The sequence below is a fragment of the Streptomyces sp. NPDC058008 genome, assembly GCF_042886395.1.
Lineage (GTDB): Bacteria > Actinomycetota > Actinomycetes > Streptomycetales > Streptomycetaceae > Streptomyces.
Window position 1 is genome coordinate 74,968 of record NZ_JBHVQX010000001.1, and the last position, 21,073, is coordinate 96,040.

General features: G+C 70.8%; 21 protein-coding genes. 11 read left to right on the forward strand and 10 right to left on the reverse strand.

All coding sequences use genetic code 11. From position 1 onward, the window contains the following. Positions 1-161 precede the first annotated feature (161 nt). Genes ACFVS9_RS00280 through ACFVS9_RS00300 form a run of 5 tightly spaced genes read right to left on the reverse strand, consistent with a single transcriptional unit; the run spans position 162 to position 4,382 of the window. Positions 162-1,133, reverse strand: a complete 972-nt coding sequence (locus ACFVS9_RS00280) for a glycine betaine ABC transporter substrate-binding protein (RefSeq protein WP_383118011.1) — start codon at positions 1,131-1,133, stop codon at positions 162-164. Continuing rightward, positions 1,130-1,984 (reverse strand): ABC transporter permease, encoded by an 855-nt coding sequence (locus ACFVS9_RS00285; protein WP_383118010.1) that lies wholly within the window; start codon positions 1,982-1,984, stop codon positions 1,130-1,132. The genes ACFVS9_RS00280 and ACFVS9_RS00285 overlap by 4 nt, the downstream gene beginning before the upstream one ends. Beyond that, positions 1,981-3,252 (reverse strand): betaine/proline/choline family ABC transporter ATP-binding protein, encoded by a 1,272-nt coding sequence (locus ACFVS9_RS00290; protein WP_383118009.1) that lies wholly within the window; start codon positions 3,250-3,252, stop codon positions 1,981-1,983. The genes ACFVS9_RS00285 and ACFVS9_RS00290 overlap by 4 nt, the downstream gene beginning before the upstream one ends. Then, the gene (locus ACFVS9_RS00295; RefSeq protein ID WP_383118008.1) at positions 3,245-3,892 is read right to left on the reverse strand and encodes an ABC transporter permease; all 648 of its coding nucleotides are present in this window, start codon (positions 3,890-3,892) and stop codon (positions 3,245-3,247) included. Before ACFVS9_RS00295 ends, ACFVS9_RS00290 begins: the two co-directional genes overlap by 8 nt. Positions 3,893-3,908: 16 nt before the next feature. Then, complete coding sequence (locus ACFVS9_RS00300; protein ID WP_383118007.1) at positions 3,909-4,382, reverse strand: Lrp/AsnC family transcriptional regulator; 474 nt, start codon at positions 4,380-4,382, stop codon at positions 3,909-3,911. A 123-nt stretch (positions 4,383-4,505) separates the two neighbouring features. Between ACFVS9_RS00300 and hppD the strand changes: the two genes are divergently transcribed. After that, positions 4,506-5,651, forward strand: a complete 1,146-nt coding sequence (gene hppD / locus ACFVS9_RS00305; protein WP_383118006.1) for a 4-hydroxyphenylpyruvate dioxygenase — start codon at positions 4,506-4,508, stop codon at positions 5,649-5,651. A 60-nt stretch (positions 5,652-5,711) separates the two neighbouring features. On the opposite strand, the gene ACFVS9_RS00310 is transcribed toward hppD, so the two are convergent. Then, positions 5,712-7,337 (reverse strand): tetratricopeptide repeat protein, encoded by a 1,626-nt coding sequence (locus ACFVS9_RS00310; RefSeq protein ID WP_389929120.1) that lies wholly within the window; start codon positions 7,335-7,337, stop codon positions 5,712-5,714. A gap of 97 nt (positions 7,338-7,434) precedes the next feature. Here ACFVS9_RS00310 and ACFVS9_RS00315 point away from each other — a divergent pair, with 97 nt between their 5' ends. After that, positions 7,435-8,802, forward strand: a complete 1,368-nt coding sequence (locus ACFVS9_RS00315) for an FAD-binding oxidoreductase (protein WP_389929122.1) — start codon at positions 7,435-7,437, stop codon at positions 8,800-8,802. A 17-nt stretch (positions 8,803-8,819) separates the two neighbouring features. On the opposite strand, the gene ACFVS9_RS00320 is transcribed toward ACFVS9_RS00315, so the two are convergent. Further along, the gene (locus ACFVS9_RS00320) at positions 8,820-9,296 is read right to left on the reverse strand and encodes an SsgA family sporulation/cell division regulator (RefSeq protein ID WP_383118003.1); all 477 of its coding nucleotides are present in this window, start codon (positions 9,294-9,296) and stop codon (positions 8,820-8,822) included. Positions 9,297-9,513: 217 nt separating this feature from the next. Between ACFVS9_RS00320 and ACFVS9_RS00325 the strand changes: the two genes are divergently transcribed. Both ACFVS9_RS00325 and ACFVS9_RS00330 read left to right on the forward strand, forming a co-directional pair. Further along, positions 9,514-11,013, forward strand: a complete 1,500-nt coding sequence (locus ACFVS9_RS00325; protein WP_389929124.1) for an RDD family protein — start codon at positions 9,514-9,516, stop codon at positions 11,011-11,013. Between the two features lie 88 nt (positions 11,014-11,101). Then, the gene (locus tag ACFVS9_RS00330) at positions 11,102-11,743 is read left to right on the forward strand and encodes an RDD family protein (RefSeq protein WP_383118001.1); all 642 of its coding nucleotides are present in this window, start codon (positions 11,102-11,104) and stop codon (positions 11,741-11,743) included. Between the two features lie 12 nt (positions 11,744-11,755). Here ACFVS9_RS00330 and ACFVS9_RS00335 read toward each other — a convergent pair whose 3' ends face one another. Further along, complete coding sequence (locus tag ACFVS9_RS00335) at positions 11,756-12,046, reverse strand: hypothetical protein (RefSeq protein ID WP_383118000.1); 291 nt, start codon at positions 12,044-12,046, stop codon at positions 11,756-11,758. A gap of 371 nt (positions 12,047-12,417) precedes the next feature. On the opposite strand from ACFVS9_RS00335, the gene ACFVS9_RS00340 reads away from it, so the two are divergent. Both ACFVS9_RS00340 and ACFVS9_RS00345 read left to right on the forward strand, forming a co-directional pair. Beyond that, complete coding sequence (locus ACFVS9_RS00340) at positions 12,418-14,817, forward strand: immune inhibitor A domain-containing protein (protein ID WP_389929127.1); 2,400 nt, start codon at positions 12,418-12,420, stop codon at positions 14,815-14,817. A 122-nt stretch (positions 14,818-14,939) separates the two neighbouring features. Continuing rightward, entirely contained in the window at positions 14,940-15,284 is a 345-nt protein-coding gene (locus tag ACFVS9_RS00345; RefSeq protein WP_383117998.1) for a hypothetical protein, read from the forward strand. Between the two features lie 14 nt (positions 15,285-15,298). On the opposite strand, the gene ACFVS9_RS00350 is transcribed toward ACFVS9_RS00345, so the two are convergent. Both ACFVS9_RS00350 and ACFVS9_RS00355 read right to left on the reverse strand, forming a co-directional pair. Beyond that, positions 15,299-15,883 (reverse strand): isochorismatase family protein, encoded by a 585-nt coding sequence (locus ACFVS9_RS00350; protein ID WP_383117997.1) that lies wholly within the window; start codon positions 15,881-15,883, stop codon positions 15,299-15,301. Positions 15,884-16,128: 245 nt separating this feature from the next. After that, positions 16,129-17,457 carry a nicotinate phosphoribosyltransferase gene (locus ACFVS9_RS00355; protein WP_389929129.1) on the reverse strand — a complete coding sequence of 443 codons (1,329 nt, stop codon included), beginning with the start codon at positions 17,455-17,457 and terminating at the stop codon, positions 16,129-16,131. 79 nt (positions 17,458-17,536) lie between these two features. Here ACFVS9_RS00355 and clpS point away from each other — a divergent pair, with 79 nt between their 5' ends. The 5 genes from clpS (at position 17,537) to ACFVS9_RS00380 (ending at position 20,998) form a co-directional block, all read left to right on the forward strand. Continuing rightward, the gene (clpS, locus tag ACFVS9_RS00360; RefSeq protein WP_389929131.1) at positions 17,537-17,854 is read left to right on the forward strand and encodes an ATP-dependent Clp protease adapter ClpS; all 318 of its coding nucleotides are present in this window, start codon (positions 17,537-17,539) and stop codon (positions 17,852-17,854) included. 40 nt (positions 17,855-17,894) lie between these two features. Next, the gene (locus ACFVS9_RS00365; protein ID WP_389929133.1) at positions 17,895-18,482 is read left to right on the forward strand and encodes a DUF2017 domain-containing protein; all 588 of its coding nucleotides are present in this window, start codon (positions 17,895-17,897) and stop codon (positions 18,480-18,482) included. A gap of 302 nt (positions 18,483-18,784) precedes the next feature. Next, positions 18,785-20,218: an amino acid permease gene (locus tag ACFVS9_RS00370; RefSeq protein ID WP_383117993.1), complete on the forward strand. Its 1,434-nt coding sequence runs from the start codon at positions 18,785-18,787 to the stop codon at positions 20,216-20,218. Positions 20,219-20,331: 113 nt separating this feature from the next. Next, a complete protein-coding gene (locus ACFVS9_RS00375; RefSeq protein ID WP_383117992.1) occupies positions 20,332-20,766 on the forward strand; it encodes a Mov34/MPN/PAD-1 family protein in 435 nt (144 codons plus the stop codon). Positions 20,767-20,884: 118 nt separating this feature from the next. Further along, positions 20,885-20,998 carry a putative leader peptide gene (locus tag ACFVS9_RS00380; protein ID WP_015577357.1) on the forward strand — a complete coding sequence of 38 codons (114 nt, stop codon included), beginning with the start codon at positions 20,885-20,887 and terminating at the stop codon, positions 20,996-20,998. Positions 20,999-21,073 lie beyond the last annotated feature (75 nt).

Sequence of the window (21,073 nt, forward strand, 5' to 3'; positions counted from 1 at the left end):
TGGGGCCCCTTTGGGTGCTATGGAATCTGTTTTTTGTTTAAAACAAATTTTGGAACCGGTTTATTTCAAATTTCTGGCCGGGGCCCGGCACGGGCCCGGGCCCCCCCCCGCCCCCGCGGGGGCTGCCCCGGTCCCGTCCGGCCGAGCGGGTGCCCTCCCGTTCAGCCCTCCTTGATGAATCCTTCCTTCAGCAGCCAGTCCTTCGCCACCTCGTGCGGGTCCTGGCCGTCCACGTCCACCTTGGAGTTGAGCTCCTGCGCGAGATCCGTCGTCAGCTTCCTGGTCACCGGCGCCAGCATCGTGGCGATCTCCGGGTACTTGTCCAGGGTCGCCGTGTGGATGACCGGGGCGGCGTTGTAGTTGGGGAAGAACTTCCTGTCGTCCTCCAGCACGTCCAGGTCCATCGCCCGGATGCGGCCGTCCGTGGTGTACACCTCGCCCAGCAGGCAGGAGTCCGACTTCGACACCTGCGTGTAGATGATCCCGGCGTCCATCTTCTTGATGTTCGAGGCCGGCAGGTCCATCCCGTACTTCTTCTCCATGCCGGGCAGCCCGTCGTCGCGTGAGGCGAACTCGTTCTCCACGCAGACCGTCACGGCCTTCGGGTCCTTCTTGGCGAGCGCGGCCACGTCGGAGAGGGTCTTCAGGTGGTACCTGGCGTTGTTCTTCTTGCTGACGGCCAGGGCGTACGTGTTGTCGAGGGTGGCCGGGGGCAGCCAGGTCACGCCCTTCCCCAGGTCCTCGTCACGGACCGCCTTCCACTGCTTCTCCGGGTCCGCGATCGGCTCGGCATGGCCCAGATAGGTGATCCACGCCGTGCCCGTGTAGTCGTACAGCGCGTCGGCCTGCCCCTGGACGACCGCCTCGCGGGCGCTGATCGACCCCGGCAGGTTCGTGCGGTCCAGCACCTCCGCGCCGGCCGCCTTGAAGACCAGGCCGATCACGTTGCCGAGGATGATGTTCTCGCTGAAGTTCTTCGAGGTGACGGTCAGCGAGGCGCCCTTGAGCGGCTTGCCCTGCCCGACCGACCCCGGTTCCACGTCGTCCACCAGCGGCGATCCGCTCTTCAGCCCGCACCCCGTGAGGAGGAGGGCGAGCGCGGCGACCGACGCCAGGCCCGTGCGTACCCTCATGCGTCCTCCAGTCCGCGCGGCGTCAGCCACAGTTCGACCAGCGAGGCCAGCCAGTCCACGAGCAGGGCCAGCACCACGGTCAGTACCGATCCGAGGACCAGCACGGGCATGCGCTGCGTCTGGATCCCCGAGGTGATCAGGTCGCCGAGGCCGCCGCCGCCCCCGAAGGTGGCCAGCGTCGCCGTGCCGACGTTGAGCACCAGGGCGGTGCGCACACCGGCGAGGATCAGCGGGACGGCGAGCGGGAGTTCCACCCGGGTGAGCGTGCCGACCGCCGACATGCCGATGCCCCGGGAGGCCTCGACGAGGGTCGGCTCGATCGAGTTCAGCCCCGCCACCGTGTTGGAGAGCACCGGCAGGACGGCGTAGATCACCATGCCGATGATCGCGGTCGACGGTCCGATGCCCAGCCAGATCACCAGCAGCGCCAGCAGCCCGATCGCCGGGGTGGCCTGTCCGATGTTGGCGATGGCGGTCACGCCGGGAGCGGCCTTCCTGATGCCCCGGCGGGTGAGCGCGATGCCGAGCGGGATCGCGATGACCAGCACCCAGAAGGTGGAGATCGCGGTCAGCCTGACGTGCTGCCACCAGCGCACCTCGACGGTGTCGCCGGCCAGTGAGTTCCGCGCGATCGAGTCGAGCTCGACGTGCGAGATCCACAGGTACGTCGCCACCAGGACGACCGCGAGGACGGACGGCACCAGCGCGAGCTTCTGCCAGGTGATGCGGCGCCGCGGCCCGGACGGCGGCGCGGAGGGCTCGGCCTCCTCGTCGCGGAAGGCGAGGCCTCCCACGTCATGCTCTCCGGGGGGCCGGGACCCCTTGGGAGGTGCCTGATGACTGGGGGTCATAGCCCGCTGCCACCGCCCTCCAGTTCCCGCTCCGTCCGGTGGACGCGCAGCTCCTCCAGATCGTGCTGGTGCTCCATGGCGGTGAGGCGGTCGGCCTCCAGGAGTTCCTGCACGGAGTTCAGCAGGGTGTGCATGTCGACGACGCCGATGAACTCGCCCCGCCGCCCCGTCACGGCGACCCGCCCGCCGCTGTCGGTCAGCACCGCCTCCAGCGCGTCGTGCAGCGTCGCGTCCCTGGTCACCGTGTCGTGCACCAGCTGACCCGCTCTGGCCAGCGAACCCTTGGCCCGCATCAGGTCGCCGCGCCGCAGCCACTTGTACGGACGGTTGCGGCGGTCCAGCATCAGCAGCTCGTTGTGCCGGCCGTCCCGCAGCTTGTTGAAGATCGACTGGAGCGGGTCCTCGACGGTGACCGTGGGGAAGTCGGCGATCCCCACGTCCCTCACCCGGGTGAGGTTGAGCCGCTTCAGCGCCGCGCCCGCGCCCACGAAGCCCGAGACGAAGTCGTCCGTCGGGTTGGTGAGGATGGCCTCGGGGGTGTCGAACTGCGCGATGTGCGACTGCTCCCGGAGCACCGCGATGCGGTCCCCGAGCTTGATCGCCTCGTCGAAGTCGTGGGTGACGAAGACGATCGTCTTGTGCAGCTCGTGCTGGAGCCGGATCAGCTCGTCCTGGAGGTGGTCGCGGGTGATCGGGTCGACCGCCCCGAACGGCTCGTCCATCAGCAGCACCGGCGGGTCCGCGGCCAGCGCCCGCGCCACGCCCACCCGCTGCTGCTGGCCCCCGGAGAGCTGGCGCGGATAGCGCCCGTGGAACTCGCGGGGATCCAGTCCCACCAGGTCGAGCATCTCCTCGACCCGGTCCTTCACCCCGGACTTGGACCAGCCCGTCATCCTCGGCACGAGGGCGATGTTCTCGGCGACCGTCATGTGGGGGAAGAGGCCGGAGGACTGGATGGCGTAACCGATCTTCCGGCGCAGCTTCACCGGGTCCATGTCGGTGACGTCCTCGTCGTTGATCCTGATCCGCCCGGACGTCGGCTCGATCAGACGGTTGATCATCTTCAGGGTGGTGGACTTCCCGCAGCCCGAGGGGCCGACGAGGATCACGGTCTCGCCGGCCTTGATGTCCATAGACACGTTGTCCACGGCGGGGGCCGGGCTGCCGGGATAGGACTTGCTGAGGTTCTCCAGCCGGATGGTGGCGCCCGAGGTGCCGTCGGGGCGGGGCGGTGCCGGATCCGTCGGCTGGGTGGCGGTCTCAGACACGGATCCCCCTGGAGATGGTGAGCCGCCCGAGCAGGACGTACGCGGCGTCGAAGAGCAGGGCGAGGATGACGATGCCGATGGTGCCGGCGAGGACCTGGTTGATGGCGTTGGCACTTCCCAGTGAGGCGAGTCCGCGGAAGATCTCGTTGCCGAGACCGGGACCCGAGGCGTACGCGGCGATGGCGGCGATGCCCATCAGCATCTGGGTGGAGACCCGGATGCCGGTGAGGATGGGAGGCCATGCGAGGGGCAGTTCCACCTTGAGGAGCCGCCTCGTCCGGGACATCCCGATGCCCTTCGCCGCGTCGACGAGGGACGGGTCGACCCCGCGCAGCCCGACGATGCAGTTGCGGACGATGGGCAGCAGCCCGTAGAGCGTCAGGATGATCACGGTGGGCGGTACCCCGAGGCCGACGAGCGGGATCAGGAGACCGATCGCCGCGAGCGAGGGGATGGTGAGGATCGCCGAGGTGGACGTGACGGCCAGTGAGCCGCCCCAGCCGCTGCGGTAGCTGACGACACCGATCAGGACGCCGAGGAGGGTGGCGATGACCATGCACTGGAAGACGGCGCTCGCGTGCTGGAACGCGTCGGTCAGCAGCTGCTGGTGCCTGGTCCCCAAATACTCCCAGAAGTTCACATGTTGCTCCCTCGGCTCAGTCGGTGTCCTCTGCAGCCTGCTCAACCAGCGGGATAATACGCAGCGGCACCGGGTTTTCCATGACGATCGCCGTGGAGGCCCGGACGATGCCATCAAAGCCGACCACGCGGTCGATCACCCGCTGGAGGTCGGCGTTCGACCGGGCCACGAGCCGGCAGAGCATGTCCCCGTGGCCGGTCGTCGTGTGCAGCTCCAGCACCTCGGGCACCCCCCTCAAATGGGCGCGCACGTCACTGCCTTGGCCCTGCTTGATCTCCAGCGTGGCGAACGCGGTGACGGGATAGCCGAGCGCCGACGGGTCCACGTCCGGGCCGAAGCCGCGGATGACGCCATTCGACTGAAGCCGGTCCAGCCGCGCCTGGACCGTCCCGCGTGCCACCCCGAGCCGCCGCGACGCCTCCAGCACACCGATACGGGGCTCACGCGCCAGCAGCACGATGAGCCGGCCGTCCAGCCGGTCGATCGCCATGATCCGCCTCCCGGGTAGTCAGGCTGTACAGACAGCCCGCCCATCCTGGCGGCAGTGTGTACAGATTGACCAGTGGATGGCCGAACTGTTGCGCACCTTGCGAGGCGGCGGGAACCTTCGGACATGACTGAGACTGTGCACACCACCCCCGACACCGCCCGGCAGGCCGATCCCTTCCCGGTCAAGGGAATGGACGCGGTGGTCTTCGCGGTGGGCAACGCCAAGCAGGCGGCGCACTACTACTCGACCGCCTTCGGCATGAAGCTCGTCGCCTACTCCGGACCGGAGAACGGCAGCCGCGAGACCGCGAGTTACGTCCTGACCAACGGTTCGGCCCGCTTCGTCCTCACCTCCGTCGTCAAGGCGTCCACCGAATGGGGCACCTTCCTCACGGACCACGTGCACGCCCACGGTGACGGCGTGGTCGACCTCGCCATCGAGGTCCCCGACGCCCGGGCGGCCTACGCGTACGCCGTCGAGCACGGCGCGAAGGGCCTCACCGAGCCGTACGAGGTCAAGGACGAGCACGGCACGGTCGTCCTGGCCGCCATCGCCACGTACGGCAGGACCCGCCACACGTTGGTCGAGCGCGGCGGCTACGACGGGCCGTACCTCCCCGGCTACGCCGCCGCCGACCCGATCGTCGAGCCGGCCGCGAAGCGGACCTTCCAGGCCATCGACCACTGCGTCGGCAACGTCGAGCTCGGCCGGATGAACGAGTGGGTGACCTTCTACAACAAGGTCATGGGCTTCACCAACATGAAGGAGTTCGTCGGCGACGACATCGCCACCGAGTACTCCGCCCTCATGTCGAAGGTCGTCGCCGACGGCACGCTGAAGGTGAAGTTCCCCATCAACGAGCCGGCGATCGCGAAGAAGAAGTCGCAGATCGACGAGTACCTGGAGTTCTACGGCGGCGCGGGCGTCCAGCACATCGCGCTCGCCACGAACGACATCGTGGCCTCCGTGCGGGCCATGCGCGCGGCGGGCGTGCAGTTCCTGGACACCCCGGACTCGTACTACGACACCCTGGGGGAGTGGGCGGGCGAGACCCGGGTGCCCGTGGAGACGCTGCGCGAGCTGAAGATCCTCGTCGACCGCGACGAGGACGGCTACCTGCTCCAGATCTTCACCAAGCCGGTCCAGGACCGCCCGACGGTCTTCTTCGAGATGATCGAGCGGCACGGCTCGATGGGCTTCGGCAAGGGCAACTTCAAGGCCCTGTTCGAGGCGATCGAGCGCGAGCAGGAGAAGCGCGGAAACCTCTGACGGACACCGCGAAGGGCCCCCTCCCCGCACGGGGGAGGGGGCCCTTCGCCGTACCGGGCGTCACGGGGACGGTGTGGCGCCGCCCTTCGCGCCCGGGGAGGGGGCCGCGGCGGCGGACGCCTCCGGCCGGCTCTCCTTGGCGGGTTCCGGCGACGCCTCGGGCGAGGGCTCCCGCGACGGGCGTGCCTCCCGCGAGGGGCGCGGCTCGGCGGAGGGCGCCGGCGGCTGCATCTGCGCCGGCCCGCCCGACGCCGGGTCACCCAGCCCGTCCAGCGCCTCCCGTGCGAGCGGGGCGGCCAGCGGCGAGAAGTCCGGGTTCGTACGGAGGGCCTCCTCCAGATGGCCGCGCGCCGGGCCGTCCTCCCCCAGGGCGCTCTCGATCACCCCCAGGTGGTAGGTGTACGAGGCGTTGCGCACCCCGGTCTCCACCGCCCGGTCGGCGTACTGCACGCCCTCCTCGCTCCGGCCCGCCCGGTGCAGCGACCAGGCCAGGGTGTCCGCGACCTCCGAGCTGCGGCGCTGCGCCGCCCACGCGGTGCGCATCAGTTCCACCGCGGCCTCCGGGTCGCCGTGGTCGGCCTCGAAGCGGGCCTCGGTCAGCGACTCGTCGACCCCGGCCGTCCTCGCCCGGGAGAGGAGGCCGCGGAGCTTGTCGTACTGGGTCCGCGCATCGCCGTCCAGGCCCAGCGACTCGTACAGCTCGCCCAGTTCGAGCACGTACTCGGGCCGGGGCAGCTTCGTCGTCACGGTGCGGTACTCCGCCAGCGCCTCGTCCTTGCGGCCCAGGGCCGCCAGGGCGCGGGCCCGGCCCGCGAGGGAGGGGAGGTGGCCGCGGTCGGTGCGCAGGGCCGCGTCGTACTGCGCGAGCGCTACGGCCGCCTCCCCGCGCTCGGCGGCGAGGTCCCCGAGGCGGTCCAGGGCCGCCGCCTTCTCCGCCGGGGTGGCGGCGTGGTCCGCGGCCTCCTGGGCGGTGGCCAGGGCGTCCTCGCGCCAGCCCTGGTCGCGGTACATCCGGGACGTCCTGGCCAGCGCCGTCACGCCCTTGCGCAGGGTGCCGTACTTCTCCGTGGCCCTGGCGGCCGCCGGGTACTCGCCGAGACCGTCGTACGCGTCGATCAGCACCGCGTAGGCCGCCCAGCTCTTCGGCTCCCGGGCGCGGACCGTCTCCCCCCACTTCTTCCCGGCGAGGAAGTCGTTGCGGGCGTTGGCGAGCGCCCCGAGGCCCACCCACGCCTCCGCGTTGCCGCGCTCACCCGGCTGCGCGGCCAGCGACCGCTGGAGGGCCTGCTCGGCCCGCGCGTAGTACGCCGTGTCCGCGGACCGCTGCCCCCACTCCACGTACGCCCTGCCGAGCACCGCCCAGGCCGGGGCGTCCGCCGGGTGCGTCTCCACGAACTTCTGGCGGTCGCCGATGAGGGCCGTCAGATCGGACAGGGACGCGGGGGAGCCCGCCGCCGACGCGGCCTCGGCCCGTGCCACCGGCCCCGGCGCGGGCGGTGCGGCCGCCTCCTCGTCCGGCACGGCGATCACCGCACCGGCCACGAGCACCGCCGCGGCCACCGCGCCGAACGCCGCCCTGCGCAGCGTCGTGCGCATCGGCGCGGGGGGCGGTGGGACGGACGTCGCACCCTGGGGCGGCAGGGGGGAGGGGGGCGGCTCCGGATTCTGCTGCGGCTTGGCATCCATGACCATCACTCTGCGTCAGTACGAAGATCGCATCGCGTTCCGCGAAGGTCGACGCAGACGGGTTCACACCATTGGCCCCGGGTGTCAGGCTCGGATCATGGACGCTCTTCTCGAACGACTGCGAGCGGGTCTTCCGCCCGGGGCACTGATCACGGACCCGGACGTCACCGCCTCGTACGCCCACGACATGGCGAGCTTCTGCGACGCGGGAACGCCTGCCGTCGTGGTCCTCCCGCGCACGGTCGAGGAGGTCCAGCACGTCATGCGGACCGCCACCGCCCTGCGGGTCCCGGTCGTCCCGCAGGGCGCGCGCACCGGACTGTCGGGCGCGGCCAACGCCTCGGACGGCTGCGTCGTGCTCTCGCTGGTGAAGATGGACCGGATCCTGGAGATCGACCCGGTCGACCGGATCGCGGTCGTCGAGCCGGGCGTCGTCAACGCCACGCTGTCGCGCGCCGTCAACGGGCACGGCCTCTGCTACCCGCCGGACCCGTCGAGCTGGGAGACCTGCACGATCGGCGGGAACATCGGCACCGCGTCCGGCGGGCTGTGCTGCGTGAAGTACGGCGTCACCGCCGAGTACGTCCTGGGCCTGGAGGTGGTCCTGGCCGACGGGCGGCTGCTCAAAACCGGTCGGCGCACCGCGAAGGGCGTCGCCGGATACGACCTCACCCGGCTCTTCGTCGGCTCGGAGGGCAGCCTCGGCATCGTCGTCAAGGCCGTCCTCGCGCTGCGGCCCATGCCGCCGCAGCAGCTGGCGCTCGCCGCCGAGTTCCCCTCCGCGGCGGCGGCCTGTGACGCGGTGTGCCGGATCATGGAGCGGGGACACACTCCGTCACTCCTCGAACTGATGGACCGTACGACCGTGCGGGCCGTCAACGCGACGGCCTCCATGGGCCTGCCCGACACGACCGAGGCGCTGCTGCTCTGCGCCTTCGACACGCCCGACCCGGCGGCCGACCTCGCGGCCGTCGGGGAACTGTGCACCGCGTCCGGGGCCACCGAGGTCGTGCCCGCCGAGAACGCGGCGGAGTCCGAACTCCTCCTCCAGGCACGGCGGCTGGCCCTCCCCGCCCTGGAGACCGTCAGATCCGCCACGATGATCGACGACGTGTGCGTGCCCCGCTCCCGGCTGGGCGCGATGATCGAGGGGACCGCCGCCGTCGCCGAGAAGTACGGACTGACCATCGGCGTCTGCGCCCACGCGGGCGACGGCAACACCCACCCCGTCGTCTGCTTCGACCACACGGACGCCGACGAGTCCCGCAGGGCCCGTGAGTCCTTCGACGAGATCATGGCCCTGGGTCTGGAACTGGGCGGCACCATCACGGGCGAACACGGTGTCGGCGTACTGAAGAAGGAGTGGCTCGCCCGCGAACTGGGCGAGGTGGGACTTGAGTTGCAGCGGGGTATCAAGGCCGCCTTCGACCCGCTCGGGCTGCTCAACCCCGGCAAGCTGTTCTGACCCCGGCGCGCCACCGCTCAGCCCTCGCCGTCCTGCGCCTCGTCCTGCGACCACGGATCGCCCAGCCAGAGGTCGTCGGCCGGCAGCGGGGTCAGCAGCTCGGCCAGGGCGCCGTCCAGCCCCAGCAGGGTGCTCTCGGTCCCCGGGGGCACCACCCGCAGGGTGCGCTCCACCCACGCGGCGGCGGCTGCCGACGGCACCTCCAGGAGGGCGTTGCCGTCGGGCGAGGTGAGGGCGACGCAGATGATGCCCCGGTCCTCGACCTTGGTGGGCCAGATCCGCACGTCCCCGTGGCCGCACGGCCGGAACACCCCCTCCACCAGCAGTTCGCGGGCGAACGTCCAGTGCACGGGCGACTCGGAGCCGATGTGGAAGGTGACGTGCACGGCGTACGGGTCGTCGGTGAAGTAGGAGAGCCGGGCGGGCACGGGGACGGACCGCTCGGGCGACAGGACCAGCTTCACTTCCAACTCGCGTTCCACGGCGTTCTGCATGAGGGTGTACGACCTTCCGATGCTCGTAGGGGCCGGTCCCGTGACCGGTCCGCACAAGGAGAGAGCGCCCTCCCGGACGTCTATGACGCGACTTCCCAGAAAAACTTCCCCGGACCCTGAAAGTGGTCCAAACGGCAGGACAGGCCCGGGGGTGCTCGGTGGTCTGATAGATGTGGACCCTTGTATTGAGGCCTCGAAGAGATACGGGACCACGGTGATGAGCGCCCCAACCCCGGCACCCGGTGACGAAAGCCCCCGCGAGGGGTACTACCCCGACCCGTCCATTCCCGGCTACGTCCGGTACTGGAACGGGGCTTCATGGGTCCCGGGCACCAGCCGGCCCGCGCCCCCGCAGGACGGGACGGCCCCCGCGGCGCTGCCCGCCCCGGCGGCCGACCCCGCCCCGGGCCGGCCGGCCCCGGTGGACGAGACGGGTCCGGTGTACCTCGACGCGGACGGGGAGGACGCCGACGGGGCGGACGCGGCCCCCGGCCGCGGCAGGCCGGCGTCCGCCTGGCAGGCCGACACCTCCCGGCAGACCGGTTTCGGCGGTGAACGCGACCACCGGGTCGCCTGGGGCGGCCCGGACCCGCGCGTTCCCGGGGCCGGCGCGCCCGGACCCGGCGCCGGGGCACCGCCCTCCGCCTCCGTACCGCGGCCCGCCGCCTCCCCGGCGGACGGCGCGCCCGCCGACCCCCGGCGGCCCGGCGTACCGGAACCGGCGCGCGGGGCCCTGCCCGGGATGCGGGACGGCAACGACGAGGTGACCGAAGGCACCGTCACCCTCCGCGCCGAAGGCCCCGGCAGCCGTCCGCCGACCGACGGCACGGTCACGATCCGCCCGGTGGGCCCCGCCGCGGGCCGGCCCCCGCTTCCCCGCCAGGAGGGGCCCGCCCACCCGGACGGGGCGAGGGGGGTCCGCGCCCTCCCGCCGGGCGGAGCCCCCCAGCCCGCGCCCGCTCCCGCTCCCGCGTCCACCCCGCCGCAGGCCCAGGCACCGGCACCGGGCACGCCCCCGCCGCCGGGCGCCGCCGGGGCCGCGCCCTGGCCGCAGCAGGTCCACCAGCTCGCCCAGCCCGCCCCGACGGCGCGCCCGCAGCAGCCCCTGACCGCGCGCCAGGGGCCGCTGCCCGCCCAGCAGCAGGGCGTCGTGCCCGGTCAGCAGGGCCCGGTCGTGCCCTGGAAGCCTCCGGTGGACGATCCCTTCCAGCAGCTGGCCCGGTCCCAGGCGGCCGCCAGGCCCGCCGCGCTCGGCAAGCGGCTGGCCGCCCGGCTCGTGGACACGGCCGTGCTCGGCGCGCTCGTCGGCGCGGCCGGCTTCCCGCTGGTCACCCGGGCGCTGGACCACGTCGACCAGAAGATCCAGGCGGCGAAGCTGTCCGGTGAGACGGTCACGGTCTGGCTCCTGGACTCCACCACGGCCGCGCTGTTCGGCGGGGTGCTCGCCGTCTTCCTGGTCCTCGGCGCCCTCCTGGAGGCCGTGCCCACCGCCAGGTGGGGCCGCACGCTGGGCAAGAAGCTGTGCGGTCTGGAGGTGCGGGACATCGAGAGCCACGACGCGCCGGACCTCGGGGCGGCGCTGCGCCGCTGGCTGGTGTACGGCGTGCTGGGCCTGGTCGTCGTCGGGGTGGTCAACGTGCTCTGGTGCCTGATCGACCGTCCGTGGCGCCAGTGCTGGCACGACAAGGCGGCCCGTACGTTCGTCGCCGGGGGCTGAGCACCCCGTACGCCCGTGTGCTGACGCCCCGTCCCCCGAAGGGACCTCAGCCGTTGCGGGCCTTCTCGGGCCGGGGTGCACTGCCCCCATGAGCAACGAACCGCCGCCCCCGCCGCCCGACGACGACCCGTTCTCGAAGCGGCCGCCGCAGGGGCCGCCACCCCCGCAGGGCGGTTCGCCCTACGGCGGCGGGCCGCCCCCGCCGCCGAACGACCCGTACGGCGGCGGTCCCTTCGGTGCCGACCCGCTGGCCGGCATGCCTCCGCTGGCCGAACCGGGCAAGCGGATCCTGGCGCGGCTGATCGACTTCCTCATCATCTCGATCCCGCTGTACCTGATCTCGCTGCCCTTCGGCGGCGCGGTCGACGTCTCGGACGACAACAACGGCAGCTTCGGCAACGCGGTGGGCAACGCCTACACCGGGCACCAGCTCGTCTGGTCGCTGATCGGCCTCGTGGTGTACGTCGGCTACGACACCTACTTCACCCACAAGGACGGCAGGACGCCGGGCAAGCGGCTGCTGAAGATGCGGGTCGCGATGCTCAACGACGGCTCGGTTCCCGACACGAGCTCCTCGCTGGTGCGGGCCGTCGTGCTCTGGCTCCCGGCGCTGCTGTGCTGCCCGTGCCTGTGGTGGCTGATCAACATCGTGCTGATGTTCACGGACAAGCCCTACCGGCAGGGTCTTCAGGACAAGGCGGGCAAGACCGTGGTCGTCACCGTCCCGTGAGGCCCCGGGCGTTCAGCGGCGCAGCGAGTGCTCGCCGACCCGTGCCCGCTGGGCGGCGGCGATCTCGATGTCCTCGATGGTGCGGTGCGTGCGGGCGGCGGTGGGCGGTGCCGTCAGCCGGCGGACCGGCTTCGCGCGGGCCGGCAGGGCCATGGCCACCAGCAGCCCCAGCACCATCGCCGCGGTGCCGACGGCGGCGACGCCGATGCCCGACTCCGTGCGGAACAGCAGCAGCATGGCGAGGGCGCAGACGACGACGGTGGCCGAACCGTAGGAGATCTGTGCGGCAGTCGGACGCGGCATGGCGGTATCCGTCCTCGGGGTGTCGGATAGGGAGGTCTCTCAAGCCGTTCGCACTGTCAATCGACTCTACGACGGTGGATGCCCGGGAGGAACCGGCAGTAAGCGCCGCCTCACCGACGGTGCCGGTGCACGGGGGGCGCACGGAGTCACGCCGGCACCGGCCGGGGCGTTCGGCGCGCCGGTCGGGGGTCCGGCCGCACGTCCGGATACCGGAAGAGGCCTCCCGCATAGTGCACTTGGTATGTGCAAGTCAAGATCTGTCTTTTCTCTCATAACTCCGATCGAATGTCGTCACTTGTGACGCGTTGAACGCGCGCGGCCCGTCTTCACCCCCTGGCCGCGGACGCGAACGCCGGGGAGGACTGCATCACGTGACCACTCAGAGACGGGCGCTGCGCGCCACCGCCGTAGCCGTGTGCCTGGCCGCCACCGCCGCGACGGCCTCCGCCTTCGCCACGGCGCAGGCGGACGAAAGGGCGCCGGGCTCCGGCGTCTCCGTCGTCGACCGCCAGGACCCCGCGCCGGTCAAGGCGCACGAACACGACCTGGAAGGCCCCTTCAGCAAGCAGCAGGACGCCCAGCGTCAGGCCGCGCTGGAGAAGGTCCTGTCCGGCGACAAGAAGGTGACCGCCCAGGGCGGTTCGAAGGTCGTCAAGCTCGGCAAGAGCAAGTACGTCGAGCTCGGGCGCGAGAAGACCGACAAGATCTTCACCATCCTCGTGGAGTTCGGCGACCAGGTCGACGACACCACGATGTACGACCCCGACGGCGACGGCCCGAAGCCGCCCGTCAGGAAGTACGGCGGCACGCCCGGCCCGCTGCACAACGAGATAGCGAAGCCCGACCCGGCGAAGGACAACAGCACCGCCTGGCAGGCCGACTACGACCAGGCCCACTTCCAGGACCTGTACTTCGGCCAGGACAAGGGCAAGGACTCGCTCAAGACGTACTACGAGAAGACGTCCTCGGGGCGCTACTCGGTCGACGGCGAGGTCTCCGACTGGGTCAAGGTCCCGTACAACGAGGCCCGTTACGGCTCGAACTACTGCGGCTCGACCAACTGCGCCAACGTCTGGGACGCCGTCCGCGACGGCGTCAACGCCTGGGTCGCCGACCAGAAGGCGAAGGGCCGTACGCAGGCCCAGATCAAGGCGGACCTGGCGCAGTACGACCAGTGGGACCGCTACGACTACGACGGCGACGGCGACTTCAACGAGCCCGACGGCTACATCGACCACTTCCAGCTGGTCCACGCCGGTGAGGACGAGTCCGCCGGCGGCGGCGCCGAGGGCACGAACGCCATCTGGGCGCACCGCTGGTACGCCTACGGCACGAACGCCGGCGCGACGGGCCCCGCGGGCAACAAGGCCGGCGGCACCGAGATCGGTGACACGGGCATCTGGGTCGGCGACTACACCGCGCAGCCCGAGAACGGCGGCCTGGGCGTCTTCGCCCACGAGTACGCCCACGACCTCGGCCTCCCGGACCTGTACGACACCTCCGGCGGCGGCGAGAACTCGGTCGGCTTCTGGTCCCTGATGTCGGCGGGCTCCTGGCTCGGCACCGGCAAGGGCGAGATAGGCAACCTCCCGGGCGACATGACCGCCTGGGACAAGCTCCAGCTGGGCTGGCTCGACTACGACAAGGCGAAGGCCGCGACGAAGTCGACCCACAAGCTGGGTGTCGCGGAGTACAACACCAAGGACAAGCAGGCGCTCGTCGTCGATCTTCCCGAGAAGGCCGTGACCACCACGGTCACCAAGCCGGCCGAGGGCTCCAAGCAGTGGTGGAGCGACATGGGTGACGACCTGTCGAACACCCTGACCCGCTCGGTCGACCTGACCGGCAGGTCCTCGGCGTCGCTGGACCTCTCCGGCTGGTACGACATCGAGGCCGACTACGACTACCTCTACACCGAGGTGTCGGAGAATGGCGGCAGCAGCTGGACCGCGCTCGACGGCACGGCCGACGGCAGGGCCATCCCGCGTGACGCCAGCGACAAGCCGGCCCTGACGGACGTCTCGGGCGCGTACAAGAAGCTGTCGTACCCGCTGGACGCGTACGCGGGCAAGAAGATCGACCTGCGCTTCCGCTACCAGACGGACGGCGGCGCGGGCGGCAAGGGCTTCACCGCCGACGCCATCACGGTCACCGCCGACGGCGCCGTGGTCTTCAGCGACGGTGCCGAGGGCGACGACAACGGCTGGACCGCCAAGGGCTTCTCGCGGATCGGGGAGTCGTTCACCAACGACTACCCGCAGTACTACATCGCCGAGAACCGCCAGTACGTCTCGTACGACAAGACCCTCGAGGTCGGCCCGTACAACTTCGGCTTCTCCACCACCCGTCCGGACTGGGTCGAGCACTACTCGTACCAGAACGGCCTGATGGTCTGGCTCTGGGACACCTCCCAGAAGGACAACAACACCTCGCAGCACCCCGGCCAGGGCCTGATCCTTCCGGTGGACTCCCACGCCAAGCCGCTGAAGTGGGCGAACGGCACGGTCGTCCGCAACAAGATCCAGCCCTTCGACGCGCCGTTCAGCTGGTACCCGAACAAGGGCTTCACGCTGCACAACGCGGACGTCCCGCTGAAGATCAAGCCGTCGCTGGGCGTCCCGGTCTTCGACGACCGCAAGGGCACCTACTGGTACGCGGAAAACCCGACAGGAAGTGTCAAGGTTTCTGACACCAACACCAAGATCTCCATCGTGAACGAGCCGCTCAGCGGCTCGACGATCACGTTGAAGGTCGGCCCCTCGGGCAAGTAGAAGAAGAAACCGCAGGTCGAAGCATGATCGGCCGTCGCCCTCTAGCGGGCGGCGGCCGATCGTGTTTAGGTGCGTCCTACCGGATCCTTATTGACACGAAGTCTTACGGGGGAGCACGAAGCATGGCAGGCGGAGGTTTCTGCAGGTTGCCGAACGGCACCGTGGTGGTGGCACTGACCCTGAACGGCCCGGCCGGCGGCCGCGGCCACGGGGAGCAGGTACGGGTGCTGGTGCACGCCGTGAACCGGGCGCGCGCCCTGACCAGGCTGCGCAACCTCGGGATGCGCGCCGTCTACCTCAGGGGCAACGCCCACCCGCCGACCCCGGACGAGGTCACGGCGGTCCTGCACCACCCGGACGGGCTGCTCTGGCGCACGGCGCCGCAGACCGGACAGGAGCTCTGGCACCCGATACGGGCGCTGCTGGGCTCCGCCGGGTACGCGGGGCCCGCCCGCCCGGCGGCCTGAGCCGGCCGGGCAGGTCAGACGACCGGCTTGCCCGACAGCTCCACGCCCGCGGTGCGCAGCTCCTCCAGGGCCCGCTCGGTGGTCCCCTCGGCGACTCCGGCGGTCAGGTCGAGCAGCACCTGCGTGGCGAAGCCCTCGCGGGCGGCGTCCAGGGCGGTGGCCCGCACACAGTGGTCCGTGGCGATGCCCACGACGTCGACCGCGGTGACGGAACGGTCCCGCAGCCACTGGGCGAGCCCGGTGCCGTTCTCGTCGACGCCCTCGAAACCGCTGTACGCCGCGGAGTGGGCGCCCTTGTCGAAGACGGTGTCGATCGCGCCGGAGGCCACGGCCGGGGCGAAATTGGGGTGGAAGCCCACGCCCTCCGTGCCGGCGACGCAGTGCGGCGGCCAGGAGTGCTCGAAGTCGGGGGTGTCGGAGAAGTGGTCACCGGGGTCGATGTGGTGGTCCCGGGTGGCCACGACGTGGCGGTAGCCGGGCCGGGCCTCGCCGATCAGGTCGGTGATGGCGGCGGCGACATCGGCGCCGCCCGCCACCGCGAGGCTGCCGCCCTCGCAGAAGTCGTTCTGAACGTCCACGACGATCAAGGCGCGATGCATGGCGGTTGTCCTTCGGTGGGGGTCGGGCTCGTGCTGCGGAGCGGTGCGGTGGGGACGGTGGTGGGGTCGTGCCTCCGAGCCTAGAGACTCGGCGCACCCCGCGGGAGGGGGTGCACGCGTCGGCTCTCCTCCCCCCGACACGCCGGATCGGGCGGTACCGGTTCCGGACGGGCCCGGCCGGGCCGCCAGGGGCCCGTCAGGGGCCCGCGGGCCCGTGCGCCGGTGCCGTACGCGCCCCGCGGGCCTCAGGCGTACTCGGTGGGCAGCACGGGTTCCCCGCGCGACAGCTGCATCGCCGACATCGGCAGTCCGGCCCGCGCCCTGACGTGCCGCTCGCGCGCGGCCTCCAGCGGCTCCCGGCCGACCACCTCGCCGCCCCTGACCAGCTCCACCAGCAGCTGCCGGTCCGCCAGCTCCTCCGGAACCCCGCCGCTGCCGATCACCTCGGCCTCGGCCACCCCGTGCCCGTCGAGCCGGCGCGCGGCCCACTTGCGGCCGCCCCTCGACGACTTCGCGCCCAGTGACTTCTTCACCACCGGGAGCAGCGGGTCGGCCGGATCGGCGGAGCGCGCACGCGCCACCAGTTTGTAGACCATCGAGCAGGTCGGGTGCCCGCTGCCGGTGACCAGCTGCGTGCCCACCCCGTAGGTGTCGACGGGCGCGGCGGCCAGCGAGGCGATGGCGTACTCGTCCAGGTCCGAGGTCACCACGATCTTCGTCTCCGTGGCGCCGAGCTCGTCCAGCTGCTGGCGCACCCGGTGCGCGACGAGCAGCAGGTCGCCCGAGTCGATGCGTACGGCCCCCAGCTCGGGACCCGCGACCTCCACCGCCGTACGGACGGCCTCGGCCACGTCGTAGGTGTCGACCAGCAGCGACGTGCCCCGGCCCAGCGAGTCCACCTGCGCCCGGAAGGCGTCGCGCTCGCTGTCGTGCAGCAGGGTGAAGGCGTGTGCGCTCGTCCCGACGGTCGGGATGTTGTAGCGGAAGCCGGCCGCCAGGTCCGACGTCGTGTGGAAGCCGCCGATGTACGCGGCGCGGGCCGACGCCACCGCCGACAGCTCGTGCGTGCGCCGCGCGCCCATCTCGATGAGCCTGCGGCCGCCCGCGGCGGCCGACATCCGGGACGCGGCGGCCGCGATGGCGGAGTCGTGGTTCAGGATCGACAGGATCACGGTCTCCAGCAGCACGCACTCGGCGAAGGAGCCCTCGACCCGCAGGAGCGGCGAGCCGGGGAAGTACACCTCGCCCTCCGGGTAGCCCCAGATGTCGCCGCTGAAGCGGTAGTCGGCCAGCCAGTCGACGGTGGCCGCGTCCACGACGTGCTGGTCGCGCAGGAAGGTGAGCATCTCGTCGTCGAAGTGGAAGTTCTCCACCGCGTCGAGCACCCGGCCGGTTCCCGCGACGACGCCGTAGCGCCGCCCCTCGGGCAGCCGGCGCGTGAAGGCCTCGAAGACGGAACGGCGGTCCGCCGTTCCGGCCTTCAGTGCGGCCTGCACCATCGTGAGCTCGTACTGGTCGGTGAAGAGCGCGGTCGACGGCACACCGACCCGCCGCCCAAGGTCCGCTGAGTTCATGCCGGGGATGCTACTCCCTATTCGTCAAAGTGACGAGATGGGGGCGCCGTTTGTGCGCGGGCCCCTCACAGGTGGCAGCATGGGGTGGGTGAGCGTTGCTTCCCCCGTAGAGATCGAACGTCCGGAATCGGCCGAGGAGACCTTCGCCGTCCCCGAGCCCGACGTCCCCTGGGTGACGCTGGTGCACAACGACCCGGTCAACCTCATGAGCTATGTGACGTATGTCTTCCAGGCCTACTTCGGCTACTCCAAGGACAAGGCGCACAAACTGATGCTCGACGTCCACCAGAAGGGCCGTGCGGTCGTCTCCAGCGGCAGTCGCGAGGAGATGGAGCGCGACGTCCAGGCCATGCACGGCTACGGGCTCTGGGCCACGCTGACCCAGGACCGCAACTGACCCACCGCTGCCCTCCGCCCGACCCACCATCGGAGAATCCATGGCCGGCCACTTCGAGGCCATCCCAGGCGGCGGCGCGTCCGTCGCCCTCGACGAGGTCGAGGTCGCCATCCTGCGCTCCCTCGCCGTCCAGCTGCTCGAACTGATCGGCCCCGGCGACGAACCCGCCGAGGGCGAGGACCCGCTCGCGGCCCTCTTCACCGAGGGGCCCAGCGAGCCGCCCTCCGACCCGGCCCTCGCCCGGCTCTTCCCGGAGGCCTACGGGAACGAGGACAAGGAGCTGCGCGAGGCGTCCGCCGAGTTCCGCCGCTTCACCGAGAACGACCTGCGCACCGGCAAGCGCGAGAACGCCCTCGCCGTCGTGCGGTCGCTCGACGCGCTCTCGCCGGTGGCCGACACCGGCGCGGTGCTCACCCTCACCGCCGAGGAGTGCCACCACTGGCTCGGCTCCCTCAACGACCTCCGCCTCACGATCGGCACCCGCCTGGAGGTGTCCGACGAGGACGAGGGCCAGGACGGTTCGCTCTACCGGCTCCCCGACAGCGATCCGCGCAAGCCGATGGTGATGGCGTATCTCTGGCTCGGCGCCCTCCAGGAAACGCTCGTGGAAACGCTGATGCCCGACTGAGGTCCCCGGACTCGCTCAACGGATGCTCAAATCCGAATAACGATCCCGTCACCTGAATGGCGTTCTTTGCAGCGCCTGGAAACGCTTGTCCGCTTTTTCCTGTGGTGTGCGCCACATAATGTCCGACAGTACGACCCCGCGACCGTGATAAATCTTCACGACCGCCCGGGGACGCCACCCCTGTCCCCGGGGGCGCCACGAGCCGGCCGAACGCCGGCGGCACTCCATCCATATCCGGGGGGATCAGGACCTGATCCGACGCAGAGGACGGCGCGGATCGGCGTGGAGAAAGGCGCACCACCATGACATCGGCGCAGGTCGACAACGGACAGGCGGACGGCCCGAAGGGGGCCGCCGACGCCCCGGCGGGCGAGGGATACCAGCGTGGCCTGGGAGCCCGCCAGATCCAGATGATCGCCATCGGCGGAGCCATCGGCACGGGACTCTTCCTCGGCGCGGGCAAAGCCATCGACCGGGCGGGCCCCAGCCTCATCCTGGCGTACGCCATCGCGGGCCTGGTCATCTTCTTCATCATGCGCGCCCTGGGCGAACTCCTCATGTACCGCCCGGTGTCCGGCTCCTTCTCGGAGTACGCGCGTGAATTCCTCGGGCCGTTCTTCGGATTCGTCACCGGCTGGACGTACTGGCTCTTCTGGGTCGTCACGGGAATCACCGAAGTCACCGCCGCGGCGACCTATATGACGTACTGGTGGAATATCCCGCAATGGCTGTCCGCGCTGGTGTTCACGGTCATTCTCTACGGCGCCAACCTGATCTCCGTGAAGCTCTTCGGCGAGCTGGAGTTCTGGTTCTCGATGGTCAAGGTCACCGCGATCCTCGGCATGATCCTCATCTGCGCCGGGGTGCTCACGGTCGGCTTCTCCGACGCCGGTGACACCGCGACCGTCAGCAATCTGTGGAACGACGGCGGCTTCTTCCCCCGGGGTGTCGGCGGCACGCTGATGACCCTCCAGATCGTGATGTTCGCGTTCCTCGCCGTCGAGCTCGTCGGCGTCACCGCGGGAGAGTCCAAGGACCCCAAGACCGTCCTGCCCAAGGCCATCAACACCGTGCCGTGGCGCATCGCCGTCTTCTACGTGGGCGCGCTGATCATGATCCTCTCGGTGGTCCCGTGGAGCACCTTCAAGCCGGGCGTCTCGCCGTTCGTCGCCGCGTTCGAGGAGATGGGCCTCGGCATCGGCGCCGCGATCGTGAACTTCGTGGTGCTCACCGCCGCGCTCTCCTCCTGCAACTCCGGGATGTACTCCACCGGCCGCATGCTGCGTGACCTCGCGGTCAACGGCCAGGGCCCCAAGGCCTTCACCAGGCTGACCAGGAACGGCCTCCCGCTGGTCGGCACCACCTTCTCCGCCGCGCTGATGCTCGTCGGCGTCTGGATCAACTACCAGTGGCCGGGCGACGCGTTCAACTACGTCGTCTCCTTCGCGACCATCTCCGGCATGTGGGCCTGGATCATGATCCTGGTCTGCCAGATCCGCTTCCGCGCCAGGGCCGACCGCGGCGAACTGCCCCAGTCCAGCTTCAGGGCGCCCGGGGCGCCGTTCACCAGCTGGTTCGCCCTCGGGTTCATCGGACTCGTCATCCTCATGATGGCCATCGACAAGGACGCCAGGATCTCGCTGTACTGCGCACCGCTGTGGGGCCTCATCCTGGGCGTCTCCTACCTGGTGCTCAGGTCGCGCGACCCTGACGGAAAGGCCTTCGCCAAGCGCTGAACGGCGCGACGGCAGCCCCGGGACACGGGCCGCCCCAACGGCCCCGTCCGGCATCCGGGCCCCCGCGTACCACGCCTCGGTACGCGGGGGCCCGTCTGCTTATCCTGGGGGCCATGCTGACCCTTACCCAGGCGCTCCACGACCAGATCGTCGCGCACTCCCGCGCGGACCACCCCGACGAGGCGTGCGGAGTGGTCGCCGGCCCGGCCGGGACGGGCCGTCCCGAACGCTTCGTCCCCATGCTCAACGCCGCGCGCTCACCCACGTTCTACGAGTTCGACTCCGCGGACCTGCTGAAGCTCTACCGTGAGATGGACGACCGCGACGAGGAGCCGGTGATCATCTACCACTCCCACACCGCGACCGAGGCCTACCCCTCGCGCACCGACCTCACCTACGCCAACGAGCCCGGCGCCCACTACGTCCTGGTCTCCACCGCGGACACCGACGACGCGGGCCCCTTCCAGTTCCGCTCGTACCGGATCGTGGACGGCGAGATCACCGAGGAAGAGGTCGAGATCGTCGAGGCCTACCCGGGCGCCGCCTGACGCCCGGGGGCGGCCCCGGACGCACCGCCCCCACCCGCTGTCCGCATCGCGAACGCTCACCATCCACCATGTGGAATCACACTCCGGGTTACGGGTGGGGAATCGATACGATGAGCGCATGGTTCCCCATGACGTGAGCGACAAGACGCCGGGCATGCTGCTCGTCGCGCGGCTGCACGTCGACCTGTGCAGGCTTTCCAGCGCGATGTGTCCGGCTGCCGCCTGCCCGTGAACCGCCCGGCCTGAGCCGCGGTCCGAGCGCACCACGTACGCACCACCCCCCGCGCGGGGGCACACGAACGCGCGC